Here is a 14,107-nt window from a genome sequence, read left to right on the forward strand (position 1 = left end):
TCGGCGAAAAGGGAGATTTTGGCTGATGAGGCGCATCCCCAAAACGGATGATGTTGCGCCGCTCGTCGGCCGGTGTATGATGGGGCGACCGAAGCTGTTGGGAGGGATCGGTGCTAAGCGCTGTCAAACACTATCGCACCGCGTGGTGCATTGCCATGGGTTGGGCCTTGCTGGCTGCATGGGCCGACCTGTTCGGCCATTCGGCGGGGTTCGCACAGTCGTACTCGGGGCTGGTGGGCCTCGGCAATATGAGGATCTATTGGCTGCTGGGGTTGCTGCTTCTGGCGGCAGCCATGGCGGCGCTCCCTCGCGCTTTCGAGCGTTCGAAGCGCATCCTGTTCTTCTGCATGCCGTTGGCCGCTTCGTTCGGCACCATGGCGTTCGCCGTTGCGGCGCAGCAGACCTTCTTCCAGCCCGAAGCGGTCGCGCTGCTGGGCATCATCGTAGCAGGCGCAGGCTATACGTGGTTCACCTGCTTGTTCTGCGGCATTCTGGCGAAAACGCAAAGCATGTCGTGCGCCATCGGGAGCATCGTGGCAAGCCTAGCTTTGAAGACGGTGCTCGTGCAGATGTTCACGGGAGTGCTTTCCGAAGCGATGCAGGTAGGGCTTGCCATCATGTTGCCGTTCGCCATCGCTGCGCTGGCGGAAGCGGGGGAGCGCGGCCCGCGCACCCGCGTCGAAGACGACGAATGGGTGCCCGCGCTCGGAGCGACGAATTCGTATCGCTATGTGGTTCCGCAGATCCTCGTAGCCGCGCTGGCGGTTGCCACCACGCGCGTTCTGACCCCGCTTGGCTTCTTCGGCGACCCGCTCAACCAGTTCACGGGAACGATGCCGTCCGTCGTCGGAACGTTGAGCGTGGCTGCCGTGCTCGTGGGCCTGTCGTACGCCGTGTTAGTCAAGCGCGCGAAAACCCACCTCAATCGCAGGTTCATGCCCGCGTTTCTCGTGGTGCTTATCGCATTTTTCGTATCGGCCCTTGCACCCTCGTCTCAGGGCGTCGTGTCGGCTGCCGCTGAGGTGTTCATCACCGCGGTGGAGGCGCTCGCCCATGCGCTGTTTTGGACGCTGGCCGTCACGGCGATCCGCCTTAAAGGCGCATCGCCGTTCCGCGTCGTCGGGCTGGCGGCAGGGTTTTACGACGTGGTGTCTATCGTGTGGGTGGCAGGCTTCTTCAGTTTGGGCGTGGTGAACAATGCGATCATCCTGCTGGTCGCGCTCGTGCTGGTCGCGCTTGTCATCTGGTTGGTTGATCGCAGTGGGGGAGAGGATCGTCCCGCAACGCCTCCTGAGTTGGTCGTCGACCGTCGCAGCGAGATAGCCGAACGTGCCGGATTGTCTCCGCGTGAGACCGAGGTGTTCATGATGCTGGCCCAGGGTCGATCGCGCGCGTTCATCAGCGAAGAATTGGTGTTGTCGGAGGGCACGGTGAAAACCCACATCTCGCATATATATACTAAGTTGAACGTGCACGGCCGTCAGGAGATGTTCGACCTCCTGCTGGCCGAAGACTCCGAAGCCGGCGAGCGTTCTCGATAAGGCGCGTTTGCGCGGGGCCTTGTATGCCGCATCCGCCAATTGTCAGGTTTCGGTGTCGGGCTGTTGCGGAAAAATTTCCTTTTGGAAAAATTATGCGGTTGGTTGTGCACGCCTTATGTTTGGCAACGCACTCATGTTCGATGCGTCCCGTGCATGACTTTTCCGTTTGTTTCCATCGCTATACAGAACGAGGGAATCAATTGCGGATAATATCCAATATCGGGCCGAAAACTGCATAAAGTAGAAAACCTCGCCGCTCAACATTTTTGTGCATTTGAACAATTTACTTATTCGTTTTGCTCAAATGTCCACGTAATTTCATGTTGCAGATGAACAAAAAAGATGGTATAACTGGCTCATCGGCAAATCTGGAAAGACTTGCCACGGCGGGCTCAAAGCCGCGGCGCTCTATCCAGCAAAGCTGCAGTTTGTAGTTGTGCCATCCAATAGGCAACGCCGGAAGCGCTGCCGGAGAAAGGAGACTGTCATGGCGAAGATAGTCAGCTCTTGGAACGACTGGGACCCGCTGAAGCGCGTGATCGTGGGCCGCTGCGACTACTCGATGATCCCGCCCGAGGAGCCCGCGACCTCTGAGAAGGTGCCCGTCGACTCCGAGATGCGCGGCATGTGGGGCCCGCGCCCCACGGCCACCGTCGAGCGCGGCAACGAGTGCCTCGACAACCTCGTCAAGATCCTCGAGGACCGCGGCGTGGTCGTCGACCGCCCGACGCCCTTGCAGTGGAACCAGGCCATCGGCACGCCCGACTTCCGCAACGACTCCATGATGACCTGCATGCCGCCCCGCGACATCCTGCTCACCGTCGGCAACGAGATCATGGCGTCCGCGAACTCCTTCCGCTGCCGCTACTTCGAGTACCTGGCCTACTGGCCGCTCATGAAGCAGTACTTCGACGAGGACCCCGAGTTCAAGTGGACCCAGGCCCCCCGCCCCCGCTTGACGGACGCCTCCTACAAGCACAACTACTACGACGAGAAGATCACCCTCGAGGAGCGCCTCGTGCGCACGGCCAACAAGGACTTCGTCACGACCGAGGTCGAGCCGATGTGGGACGCCGCTGACGTGATGCGCATGGGCAAGGACCTGTTCATCCAGCACGGCCTGACCACCAACCGCACCGCCATGGAGTGGTTCCAGCGCTACTACCCCGAGCTGCGCGTCCACGCCGTGAACTTCCCCGGCGACCCCTACCCGATCCACATCGACGCGACCTTCGTGCCGCTGCGCCCGGGCCTGATCATCAACAACCCGCACCGCCACCTGCCCGACGAGCAGCGCGCGATCTTCGAGGCCAACGACTGGCAGATCGTCGACGCCGCCCAGCCGGCCCACGACGAGCCGCCGGCGCTGTGCTACAGCTCGGTGTGGCTGTCCATGAACTGCCTGGTCCTCGACCCGAAGACCGTCATCGTGGAGGCCTCCGAGGTCTACCAGCAGGAGCAGATGGACAAGCTCGGCATGAACGTCATCCCCTGCGACCTGCGCGACGCCTACCCGTTCGGCGGCGGCCTGCACTGCTCCACGGCGGACGTGTTCCGCGAGGGCGAGTGCCTCGACTACTTCCCGAACCGCGTCGCCGACCCGACCCTCATCCATCCCGAGATGTGGAACGACTAAGCGCGTAGCTTGACCTACTTGTCACCGACAGGCATCGTCACTTCGTAAAAAGAAAGGGGATTCGGTTTGCAAAGCATTCCGGGTCCCCTTTTTCATTCTCAAACTCGACAATCACGCACAACAGAGTTCGGTCATGTAGGATCAAAGGTAAGACGCAAGGGTCCGTATCCGAGTTTCGCATTCGATCTTGCATGACAAAGGTCCCCTCACCAGGGGGCTTAGGTGGGGCATATCTTTTTGCTACTGGTTTAAGGAGGACCAATGGCAGACAACAACAACAAGCAATTGGGCAATGGCAAGGACGGGTCCGACGGCTACGAGATGCGTCTCGGCTTCGGCACCATCGCCATGCTCATCTCGGCGACGGGCATGGGCCTCGTGCCCCTGTTCAGCCGCTGGGCTACGCGCACCGACATGTTCGACGGCGCAGCCGGATTCAACGCAGGCGACAGCATCGGCGCCCTGATGGCCGTCGGCCGCATGGGCATGGGCGTGCTGTTCTTCCTCATCTTGATGGTGGCCACGCACAAGGTGCACGTGTTCAAGAAGCTCAAGCTGACCCCGGCCATCGCGCTGGGCGGCCTGATGATCGGCATGTCGCTGGCGTGCTACGTGACGTCCACGCTGCTGACCACGATCTCGAACGCGGTTCTGTTCATCTACATCGGCCCTGTCATCTGCGTATTGATGGCGCGTATCTTCCGCAAGGAACCGATGTCGAAACTGCAGTGGATCTGCCTGGGCGCGGTGTTCATCGGCATGCTCTTCGGCGAAGGCCTGCTGGGCTTCGGCGTGGGCGGCTCGGTGTTCGGCTTCGACTTCAACCTGGCTCCGTCTACGGCTGAGTTCCCGATGAAGGGTATCGGCGACGCGTTCGGCCTCGCTTCCGGTGTGTTCTACGGCGCTTCGATGTTCTTCAACGGCTACCGCAAGGACGCCGACACCACGGCTCGTGGCGTGTGGAACTTCATCTTCGCCGTGCTGGGCGCGGGCGTCATCACCATCATCCTCAACTCCCTCGGCGCCAACCCGGGCATGGAGAACTGGGCCCTCAACGTGCACTTCACCACGTTCAACTGGATCGGTGCCGTGCTGCTGTGGATCATCTGCGGTCCTATCGCTCTGGGCTTCTTGCTGGTGGCTGGCCGCAACCTGCCGGCCGCCGACTACGGCACCATCGCGTACTGGGAGGTCCCCGTGGCGCTGTTCTGCGGCCTGGTGATCTTCGGTGAGCCGTTCACCATCAACACGGCGCTCGGTGCCATCCTCATCATCGGCGGCGGCGCGATCCCGTCCATCAAGGGCATGGTCGCCGGTCGCAAGCAGAAGCAGCAAGAGGAGATCAGCGAGAACCTGTCCGCTCGCCTGCAGGCTGAGGCGGAAAAGGAAGACCTCGATCTGCCGTAAGGCCTACGGCTTGCGCTGAAGCGTAAGGAATGGGTGGCCGATGAGGCGAAACGTCCTCGGCCACCCCACTCTTGAGAGGAAGGTGTGGCACATGAAGATTACGAGCAATCTGACCCACATTGCGACAGAGGTCGAATTCGAAGCCGCGAAGAGCGAGGAGGAGCTGCAGGCAGCGTTCGCCGCGCAGGGCGTGCAGGGCTTCGCAGCCGAGCTCGACATCGCCGAGCGCACCGAGGACCACGTGCAGATGGTGTCCCTCGAGTCGATGCTGCAGTTCGCGAAGGCGTCGGGCGTCAACGCGGTCACCTACGACGTGACGTACTTCCCGCACGCCGACGAGGCCGAGGTCGACTACCAGCTGCGCCAGCTGTCGCGCGACCTGGAGATCAGCCCCGAGGTCATCCGCGACGTGTGCGCGGCCGAGATCCAGGAGTACCTGGCCCTCGACGCGAAGCGCGACGCGGGCCTGCCCGTGCACAGCATCGTGGAGGCCTACGTCGGCGGCACGGCCGTGGCCTGGTACGGCATGAACGACTACCCGCGCCTGAAGCGCGTCATCCTGCGCAAGCTGGCGCAGGGCGGCCAGAAGGCCAAGCACAACTTCATCATGCGCGCGAGCAAGGCGCAGGTGGACCTGCTCGAAGACTACTGATCGCATTCGCGTGTGACTGGAACCTTCGGGTTGCCTGACAGCCTGTCGACGAGAACGCAGTAAGCAAAACTATGCGTTTCACGAGGCGTTTTAGGTGGAGCCCGTTTGCTGCAAAACGGGCTCCACGCCTTTTGACAGGTGTGGCGCCTGCCGGTTCAAACATGAATGAAAGGTAACAGGTTTACCTTTTATTGCTTGGTATGCGGTATGATTACCTCAGGTTAAGGCGTTTCCCGACTATTGAAGGGGGCTTCTTTGGAGCACCAAATACGCCGACAGCTTGCGTGTACTTTTAACGAAGCTGCTAATTTCTTAGGGGATTACCATGGGATCTAACGACCAACGTTCCACTATCAGAAAAGTAGCCGTTTCATCGTTCCTTGGAAACTTCATCGAATGGTTCGACTACGCGACCTATTCGTATTTCGCGATCGTCATCGCCAACGTGTTCTTCCCGGGCGACGACCCCGCGCTGGCGCTCATGCAGACGTTCGCAGTGTTCGCGCTGTCGTTCCTGCTGCGCCCGATCGGCGCCATCTTCTGGGGCAGCATGGGCGACAAGAAGGGCCGCAAGTGGGCCCTGTCCACGTCCATCTTCCTCATGACGGGCGCGACGTTCTGCATCGGCCTGCTGCCGGGCTACCTGGCCATCGGCCTGGCCGCCCCCATCCTGCTGCTGCTGCTCCGCATGATCCAGGGCTTCTCGGCCTCCGGCGAGTACGCCGGCGCCGCCACCTTCCTGGCGGAGTACGCGCCCTCCGACAAGCGCGGCGTGTACTGCTCGCTCGTGCCGGCCTCGACGGCCGTGGGCCTGCTGGTGGGCTCGACGTTCGCCACCGTCATGTACACGATCCTGCCCGACGCGGCCGTGAACGAGTGGGGCTGGCGCATCCCGTTCCTGCTGGCCGGCCCGCTGGGCCTCATCGCCCACTACATCCGGACCAAGCTCGAGGATTCGCCGACCTACCAGGAGATGCAGGCGGCCATCACGAAAACCGATGATTCCAACCATCCGATTCGCGACCTGTTCCGTCACCACACGAGGGAGCTCATCATCTCCTTCGGCGCAGCCATGCTGAACGCGGTGGGCTTCTACGTGGTGCTCACGTACCTGCCGGTGTACCTCGAGACGGTGGTCATGATGCCGGCGAACGAGTCGTCGCTGATCACCACCATCTGCCTGGTGGCGTACGTGGCGTTCATCTTCGGGATGGGGCACCTGTCCGACAAGTTCGGGCGCAAGAAGATGCTCATCATCGCCTGCGTGTCGTTCATCGTGCTCACGGTGCCGGCGTTCATGTTGCTGAACACGGCGCAGTTCTTCACCGTGTTGGCGGTCGAGCTCGTTATGTGCCTGGTGCTGACCATCAATGACGGCACGCTGTCCAGCTACTTGACCGAGACGTTCCCCACGGCGGTGCGCTACACCGGTTTCGCCCTGTCGTTCAACCTGGCGAACGCGCTGTTCGGCGGTTCGGCCTCGTTCATCTCGACGGCTCTGATTGCCGCTACCGGCTCTAATCTCGCGCCTGCCTGGTACATGGTCGGCGTGTCTTGTATCGCGCTGGTGGCGATGATACTATCACATGAGCATACGGGGAAGGATCTGGCCGACGTGTAAGGCCCTACGGCCTGCAACGACGGTATTGCGGATACAAACGAACGCCGTCCAGACCTGCTGGTTTGGGCGGCGTTCGCTCATGAGACGGCGCATTCGCGCCGCCCGTACGATGGAGGACGCATGGCCGAAACATCGCAGACGCCCAAGTCTTTGAAAGCTCAGATCACGCGCACGTCGCTCGTGCTTGCTGCGGCGGCATTGCTGCGCGAGCAGGGGCCGAAGGCCGTGACGTACCGCAAGGTTGCGAAGTGGGCTGGCGCGGCTTCGTCGTCGGTCGGGTACTATTTCGACTCGGTGACGCAGTTGCTGCACGAGGCCGGTCGCTACAACATCCAGCTGTGGGCGGAACGCGCGGAGAAAGCCGCCTCCGCTGCCGAGGGGCTTGATCCGGAGGAATGCCGCCGTCACGTGGTCGACCTGCTCATTCGAGCCTGCCTGCCCGACGAATCGGTGGTGCCGTCGGCGCATTACGCGCAGCTGATCGCCGCGGCCGAGTCTGACGTGGTGACCGAGGCCTATCAGAAAGGCCGCGTCTCGCTCGACGCCGCCATCGAGCGCATCCTCGCGCGAGCGGAAATCAACATGCCGCCGCGCATGGTGGGCACCGTGGTGGACGGGGCGGCGGTGGCCGCCATCTCGGAGGGTTATGACGTGCGCAAATTCGCGTCCGATATCCTGCAAGACGCCGTGGATACGTACATCAAAGCGTCCTGAGCGAAAACCTGAGCGCACAGCCCAGTAATCTAGCAACTCACGTTTCGGCGACGGGAGGGTGAACGCCCTCCCGTCGCCGTTCTCCTTTCCAACCTGTCTGGTAGAACGTATTCAAACGTTCGAGTGCGACGTCGCGCCGCTGCTGTAGAGAGCGGCGCGACGTCGCTTCATAAGGTGAGGAAAGGAGTTGAGGCACATGAGCGATACTCGCGGTACTGTCGAGACGACCTCGGCCGATGCGGGCCCGATCGGCAAGGTAAGCCGGCCGTCGTTCAAACGAACCCTGACGTTCTTCGGGTTCTTCGCCATCACGGCTTCCATGGTGATGACGGTGTACGAGTACCCGTCGTTTGCGTCTTCGGGGTTCCAGCTGGTGTTCTTCCTGATCATCGGCGGTATCCTGTGGTTCCTGCCGGTTGCGCTGTGCGCGGCCGAGATGGCCACGGTAAAAGGATGGGAATCGGGTGGCATCTTCGCCTGGGTGGGCAACACGCTGGGAAGGCGATGGGGCTTCGCCGCGCTGTTCTTCCAGTGGTTCCAGATCACCGTGGGGTTTGTCACCATGGCGTTCTTCATCCTGGCGGCGCTGGCCTACGTGTTCAGGTGGGACGCGCTCTACAACAACCCGCTCGTGATGTTCTTCGGCGTGGCCGCCATCGTGTGGTTGCTGACGCTCACGCAGCTCGGCGGCACGAAATACACGGCGCGCATCTCGAAGGTGGGCTTCGTGGGAGGCATCATCGTGCCGGTGCTCGTGCTGCTGGCCGGCCTGATCTACTACTTCGCCACGGGTGGGGCGTCGCAGATCACCATGGACGTTGCCACGTTCGTGCCCGACTTCGGCAAGGTGGACACACTCGTGATCTTCGCGTCGTTCATTCTTGCGTACATGGGCGTCGAGGCGTCCGCGTCGCACGTGAACGAGTTGAAGAACCCGAACCGCAACTACCCGCTGGCCATGATCGTGCTGGCCATCCTCACCATCGCGCTCGACGCGCTGGGCGGTTTGGCTGTTGCTACCACGCTTCCGGCATCGGTGCTGGACGGCAACCTGTCGTTCGGCGTGATCGAGGCGTTCCGTGCCATCTTCGTGCAGCACATCGGGCCGTCCATGAGTTGGGTCGTGTTCGTGGTGGCGCTGCTGCTGGCGCTGGGCGTGCTGGCCGAGATTTCCGCTTGGATCGTGGGCCCGTCGCGCGCGCTGCTCGACACCGCGCATGACGGCATTCTGCCGCCGTCGTTCAAGAAGGTGAACAAGCACGGCGTGTCCGTGAAGACCGTCGTCATCCAGGCCGTCATCGTGACGGTGTGGGACGCGGTGCTGTGCGGATCCATCGCGCTGTCCGGCGGGTCCAGCTCGTCGGTGGGCTACCTGACGGCCATCGGCCTGACGGTGGTCATCTACCTCGTGGGCTACGTGCTGTTCTTCCTCGGATACTTCTATCTGATCTTCAAGAAGAAGAACCTGCAGCGTTCGTTCCAGCTACCCGGCGGTACGCCGTTCAAGGCTATCGTGGCAGGCGTGGGCCTGATCATGACCGTGGCAACGCTGATCATCTCGTTCTTCCCGTCGTCGAACCTCGATGCGCAGTCGAACATGGTGTACCAGGCGACGCTCGGCGTGGCGTTCGTGATATCGGTGGCAATTCCGTTCATCATCTACGGATTGCGGCATCGCTGGGCGCCGAAGGGCGGCACGCCCGTTGCCGCCGCCGTGACGGCCCCTGCGGCAGCGACGGCGACGACGGCGTCCGGTATGCCGGTGCGCCCGGCGGCTCCCAAGCAGGGTGCGCACGCCGCACCGACGCGCATGACCGCCCCGCCGTCCGATCCGACGTCGGCCGATCCGCGCGTCGGCGCTTCACCGGCCGCCACGTCCAGTACGCAGGGCAGCGGCAAGCTGAACAAGCGCACGAAGGCGCGCGACACGATGGGCGGGCCGCGCGACGCTGCGGGAACCCCGCGGTCGGCCGGCGCGAGCGGCGCGGTTGCCGGCGGCGGCCTGAGCGAGCGCGTAGCGAACGGCATCTCGGCCGTGGTGGTTGGCGTGACCAGCAGGCCCGCCGGCCCCATCCCGGTGGATGCCAAGGAGCCGCAGGCCTCCGCCGATCCGCTGCGCACTCCGAGTGTGGAAGCCACGCCGGAAGCGCGCCATGCGCAGGATGAGCAGCCGCCGGCCTGCGGCGTCGCAACGCCGCAGAACCCCATGCCGTACCCGTGCGACATCCCCGACGAGGACGCGACGATGCGCGATGCGGCAACCGGCGCATCGCGCGGAGACAGTCCCGTAGCCGATGCGGCCGACGTGCGCGACGACCTGCTCGATCGCGCGGCACAGGGCGATCCTTCCCTGCGCAAGAGCGTGACGGAAGGCGTGGTCGGGCAAGGCGTTCCCCAGGCCGATCCCGATACGCCCGATCCGGAGCGCGAGACGGGCATCGACACCGACAAACCTGCCCGCTAGCGCGCGGCGAACAATCAGGTATCAAACTTCGAAACAGGAGGTTTTCATGAAAGAGCAGACATCTACCAGCAAGATCCTCGACAGCATGGACGAGGGCACCAAGTACTCTACGCCGATCTTCGGCTCCGAGGCGTCCGACGTTGCCATGCCGCGCCTCAAGATGAACGACCAGCCGGTCGAGCCGCGCATCACGTACGAGATGATCAAGGAGTACCTGTCCATCGAGGGCAACGCCACGCAGAACCTCACCACGTTCTGCCAGACGTACATGGAGCCCATGGCCACGAAGATCATGGCCGAGACGATGGAGAAGAACGCCATCGACAAGGACGAGTACCCGATGACGGCCGACCTCGAGAACCGCTGCGTCGCCATGATCGGCGACCTGTGGCACGCGAACCCCGATGAGGAGCCCATGGGCACGTCCACCGTCGGCTCGTCCGAGGCGTGCATGCTGGGCGGCCTCGGCATGCTGTTCCGCTGGAAGAAGCTGGCGAAGGACGCGGGCATCGACATCTACACCTCGCAGCGTCCGAACCTGGTGATTTCCGCAGGCTACCAGGTGTGCTGGGAGAAGTTCTGCCGCTACTGGGACATCGAGATGCGTCTCGTGCCGCTTGAGAAGGACCATCTGTCGCTGAACATGGACACGGTCATGGACTACGTGGACGACCACACCATCGGCATCACGGCCATCCTCGGCATCACGTACACCGGCAAGTTCGACGACGTGCAGAAGCTCGACGAGCTGGTGGAGGCGTACAACCAGGAGCATCCGAAGCTGCCGATCCGCATCCACGTGGACGGCGCGTCGGGCGGCATGTTCGCCCCGTTCGTGGAGCCCGACCTGGTGTGGGACTTCCAGTTGAAGAACGTGTGGTCCATCAACTGCTCCGGCCACAAGTACGGTCTCGTGTACCCCGGCATCGGCTGGGTGGTGTGGCGCAGCAAGGAGGCGCTGCCCGAGGACCTGATCTTCTGGGTGAGCTACCTGGGCGGCGAGGAAGCAACGATGGCCATCAACTTCTCGCGCAGCGCGTCGCAGATCGTGGGCCAGTACTACGTGCTGATGCGCAACGGCTTCGAGGGCTTCAAGGAGATCCAGGAGCGCACGCTCGACGTGGCGCGCTACCTGGCCGCCGAGCTCAAGGAGATGGGCATCTTCGAAATCTATGAGGACGCGTCGCAGATCCCCATCGTGTGCTGGGGGCTGAAGGACGACGCCGACGTGGAGTGGTCGCTGTACGATCTGTCCGACCGCCTGCGCATGAGCGGCTGGCTGGTGCCGGCGTACCCGATGCCCGCCGACATGCAAGACACCACCGTCCAGCGCGTCGTGGCGCGTGCCGACTTCTCGATGCAGCTGTGCATCAAGCTGGTCGAGGACATGAAGAAGGAGATGGACACGCTGAACAAGGCGAAGTTCGTCACCGGCAACACTCAGGGCGTCATCCAAACCGGCTTCAACCATGGTGGCCGTGCGGCCGTCGACAAGGGCGAAAAGGTGCAGACGAAGGCCCCGACGACCCAGAAGTAACCGACCGATAGCGCTCGTGCCGCGTCTCCGTTGCGGGGGCGCGGCACGTCCCTGTCCGACTGCGCGTCTCCGTTGCGGGGGCGCGGCACGTCCCTGTCCGACTGGTGGGGGGGGGGGCGATGAGCGCGCCCCATCCGAGTACGGAGAGGTGCGGCGTGGCCCGCCGGTCGTTTGTGGGCGCAAAATGGCACCCATGACAATTTTGCTAGTTGATCTCGTTCCGAATCTTCGGCCGGAGCAGGGAAAGGCCAGGTGGCGTATCCCTGCTCCGGCCGAAAGGGTAGGTCGGGGGCTGTGATTTTGTCATGGGTGCCGTTTTGCGCCCAGAATCGAAAATTCGAAGTGCGGATTGCGCCCGTCGCGGCTCTGTCCGGTCGTCGCGGCCCGCCCGTTGCGTCGCGGCCCGGCGTGGCCCGTCCGCCTCGGCACGGCTCGCGTTGCGTCCCGGCGCAGCCCTCGGCGCCGCCCGCGTTGCGTCCCGGCGCAGCCAGCTCGTCTCGGATCGCCGGGTGCGGCGCAGCCTTCCGTTCCGGCGCAGCCTGTCCGCACCGGCGCGTCCCGCCCGTTGCGTCCCGGCGCCGAATCCCCGCCGAAAGCGGGATTCGGCGCCCCTTCTGCAACTTTTTCGACTTTGTGGCAAGCGCGTTTCCGAAGGCAACATCCTCATCAGGCGTTTTGCGTTTGCAGGGAAGCGCAGCAGCGGGAGGCTGCAGCAGCGTCGGAAGAAGCCCCTGGTCAGGTTCCACCCCGTTTGCCACAAAGTCGAAAAAGTTGCAGAAGGGGTTGCATTCCCTGCTTCGCGGCTCCTGCAACAGAAAGCGGGCGGCGACCTCATCCCCCTGCCGTGCTCTCGCGCGAAACGGCAGGGGAGCGTCGGTCACGGCTTCGCGGGGTTGCAGGAACCGCTCGCGATGGGTTTACCCGAAGATGCCGAACATGTACCCGAAGTAGCCGGCCAGGGCGCCGACGACGGCGGCGGCCAGCGTGAGCACGACGCCCCTGAGGATGCGGTGCTGACGGGCGCGTCGGCTGCGCGGGTTGTTGCGGTCGATGGGCTCGCCCTTCGAGTACGCAACGAGCTCGCGGTAGGTAACCACGTCGTTCTGTTTCTTGATGCGCTCCACCTTCATGAGCATCGCCATGCCGATGCCCCATACCAAAAGGCCGATGATGGCGGACGGCACGACGCCCCAATCCCATCGGGTTATGCCGGCGATGGCAGCTACGGCCCCTACGATCGCAATGGCCAAACCTCCCCAGCTGAGGGCGACCATCTTCTTGTAGTCGTTCGCGATTGCTTCTTTCATGGCTTCCACGTCTCCTTTGATCAGTTCGTCGACTGTTACGTCGAAGAGGACGCTGAGCAGCAGCAGGCTTTCCACGTCGGGGTAGGTCTTGTCGTTCTCCCAACTTGAGACGGTCTGGCGCGAGACGTATATCTTCGTGGCAAGATCGTCTTGTGAGAGTCCTCGTTCCGTCCGATGCCGTTTGATCTGACTGCCGAGCTCCATGCGTTTCCCTTCGCTGATCGCAGGTTGCCATGATGCGGCAAAGTGTACCATCAAATGGTCTTGACGAAGGGCCTTTCACCCTCGCCCCACCCTGTCAAAAGTGCTTTACATCGCAGCTGATCTGCGACGCAACGAATTCCCTTCGAATCGCTTACGGATGACGATGAGCGTGATCGATGAGACGGGTGCACCGTATGATCGATGGCAGTGACGGCGTCGAGGAGGAGCGTGCGATGAAAAAGAAGATCCTGATTGCCCTGACCAACACCCCTACGTATGGGGAGAAGGTCGCTGCGACCGGGCTGTGGCTGGGCGAGGCCGCCGAGTTCGTGGACGAGGTGAGCCAGCGCGGTTTCGAAGTGGACTACGTCAGCCCAAAAGGAGGCTTCGTGCCCCTCGACCCGCGCAGCATGAAACCTGCGTACATCGACCATGCCACGTTCGTGCTGTATCGCACGCGCGACTTCCAGGAACGCGCGCTCGCCCACTCGATGCATCCCGACGACGTGGACGCAGGGGAGTACGCTGCACTGTACTATACGGGCGGACATGGCGTGATGTGGGATTTTCCCAGCAGCACGGGGCTGGCGCGGCTGTGCCTCGAGGTGTACGGCAACGGAGGCTACCTCGCCTCGGTGTGCCATGGCATCGCAGGGCTGCTGTTCGTGCAGGACCGCGGCACGTACCTCGTCGAGGGGAAGAACATCACGGGGTTCACCACTATGGAGGAGTACCTGAGCGGCAAGAGCGCGGCCATCCCGTTCTGGAACGAGCGGGTGGCGAAGGCGCACGGCGCCGTGTTCCGCAAAAAGCGTCCGTTCGCCTCGTTCGCCATCCAGGACGGCCGCATCATCACGGGCCAGAACCCCGAATCTCCTCGCGCGGTAGCCCGCTTGCTGCTCGAGAATATGGAACGCCCCCTGCGCTGAACCCGGTTCTCGTTCGCCATTTGGGACCGGATTCAGCGCAGGGGGCGCCTGGGGAAGGTGGTGGTCACGCGGAGCACATCACGCGCGACCACCGA

General features: G+C 62.9%; 10 protein-coding genes. 9 read left to right on the forward strand and 1 reads right to left on the reverse strand.

Annotation, left to right across the window (positions count from 1 at the left end):
• Positions 1–155 precede the first annotated feature (155 nt).
• From C1A15_RS03205 to gad, 8 genes are all read left to right on the forward strand, one after another.
• Complete coding sequence (locus tag C1A15_RS03205; RefSeq protein ID WP_101721231.1) at positions 156–1,541, forward strand: helix-turn-helix transcriptional regulator; 1,386 nt, start codon at positions 156–158, stop codon at positions 1,539–1,541.
• A 487-nt stretch (positions 1,542–2,028) separates the two neighbouring features.
• Positions 2,029–3,177 carry a serine/threonine protein kinase gene (locus tag C1A15_RS03210; RefSeq protein WP_101721232.1) on the forward strand — a complete coding sequence of 383 codons (1,149 nt, stop codon included), beginning with the start codon at positions 2,029–2,031 and terminating at the stop codon, positions 3,175–3,177.
• A gap of 261 nt (positions 3,178–3,438) precedes the next feature.
• On the forward strand, positions 3,439–4,584 hold the full coding sequence (locus C1A15_RS03215; RefSeq protein ID WP_101721233.1) for a DMT family transporter: 1,146 nt from the start codon (positions 3,439–3,441) through the stop codon (positions 4,582–4,584).
• Between the two features lie 91 nt (positions 4,585–4,675).
• Positions 4,676–5,236, forward strand: coding sequence for a hypothetical protein (locus C1A15_RS03220; protein WP_101721234.1), 561 nt, complete (start codon positions 4,676–4,678; stop codon positions 5,234–5,236).
• A gap of 325 nt (positions 5,237–5,561) precedes the next feature.
• Entirely contained in the window at positions 5,562–6,857 is a 1,296-nt protein-coding gene (locus C1A15_RS03225; RefSeq protein ID WP_101721235.1) for an MFS transporter, read from the forward strand.
• 120 nt (positions 6,858–6,977) lie between these two features.
• Positions 6,978–7,571: a TetR/AcrR family transcriptional regulator gene (locus tag C1A15_RS03230; protein WP_101721236.1), complete on the forward strand. Its 594-nt coding sequence runs from the start codon at positions 6,978–6,980 to the stop codon at positions 7,569–7,571.
• 196 nt (positions 7,572–7,767) lie between these two features.
• Entirely contained in the window at positions 7,768–10,035 is a 2,268-nt protein-coding gene (locus C1A15_RS03235; protein WP_101721237.1) for an amino acid permease, read from the forward strand.
• A 46-nt stretch (positions 10,036–10,081) separates the two neighbouring features.
• Complete coding sequence (gene gad, locus C1A15_RS03240) at positions 10,082–11,572, forward strand: glutamate decarboxylase (protein ID WP_101721238.1); 1,491 nt, start codon at positions 10,082–10,084, stop codon at positions 11,570–11,572.
• A gap of 917 nt (positions 11,573–12,489) precedes the next feature.
• Here the strand turns inward: gad and C1A15_RS03245 are convergent.
• Positions 12,490–13,083, reverse strand: coding sequence for a helix-turn-helix transcriptional regulator (locus tag C1A15_RS03245; RefSeq protein WP_101721239.1), 594 nt, complete (start codon positions 13,081–13,083; stop codon positions 12,490–12,492).
• A gap of 233 nt (positions 13,084–13,316) precedes the next feature.
• Here C1A15_RS03245 and C1A15_RS03250 point away from each other — a divergent pair, with 233 nt between their 5' ends.
• On the forward strand, positions 13,317–14,012 hold the full coding sequence (locus C1A15_RS03250; protein WP_245864894.1) for a type 1 glutamine amidotransferase domain-containing protein: 696 nt from the start codon (positions 13,317–13,319) through the stop codon (positions 14,010–14,012).
• Positions 14,013–14,107: the final 95 nt, after the last annotated feature.

Origin of the sequence: Eggerthella timonensis, from assembly GCF_900184265.1 — a bacterium.
GTDB lineage: Bacteria > Actinomycetota > Coriobacteriia > Coriobacteriales > Eggerthellaceae > Eggerthella > Eggerthella timonensis.

What these genes read in the sequence shown, in the direction of transcription:
- C1A15_RS03250 (WP_245864894.1), top strand. Translation starts at nt 13,317, where the DNA reads ATGAAAAAGAAGATCCTGATTGCCCTGACCAACACCCCTACGTATGGG.
- C1A15_RS03215 (WP_101721233.1), top strand. Translation starts at nt 3,439, where the DNA reads ATGGCAGACAACAACAACAAGCAATTGGGCAATGGCAAGGACGGGTCC.
- C1A15_RS03210 (WP_101721232.1), top strand. Translation starts at nt 2,029, where the DNA reads ATGGCGAAGATAGTCAGCTCTTGGAACGACTGGGACCCGCTGAAGCGC.
- C1A15_RS03235 (WP_101721237.1), top strand. Translation starts at nt 7,768, where the DNA reads ATGAGCGATACTCGCGGTACTGTCGAGACGACCTCGGCCGATGCGGGC.
- C1A15_RS03220 (WP_101721234.1), top strand. Translation starts at nt 4,676, where the DNA reads ATGAAGATTACGAGCAATCTGACCCACATTGCGACAGAGGTCGAATTC.
- gad (WP_101721238.1), top strand. Translation starts at nt 10,082, where the DNA reads ATGAAAGAGCAGACATCTACCAGCAAGATCCTCGACAGCATGGACGAG.
- C1A15_RS03205 (WP_101721231.1), top strand. Translation starts at nt 156, where the DNA reads ATGGGTTGGGCCTTGCTGGCTGCATGGGCCGACCTGTTCGGCCATTCG.
- C1A15_RS03225 (WP_101721235.1), top strand. Translation starts at nt 5,562, where the DNA reads ATGGGATCTAACGACCAACGTTCCACTATCAGAAAAGTAGCCGTTTCA.
- C1A15_RS03245 (WP_101721239.1), bottom strand. Translation starts at nt 13,083, where the DNA reads ATGGAGCTCGGCAGTCAGATCAAACGGCATCGGACGGAACGAGGACTC.
- C1A15_RS03230 (WP_101721236.1), top strand. Translation starts at nt 6,978, where the DNA reads ATGGCCGAAACATCGCAGACGCCCAAGTCTTTGAAAGCTCAGATCACG.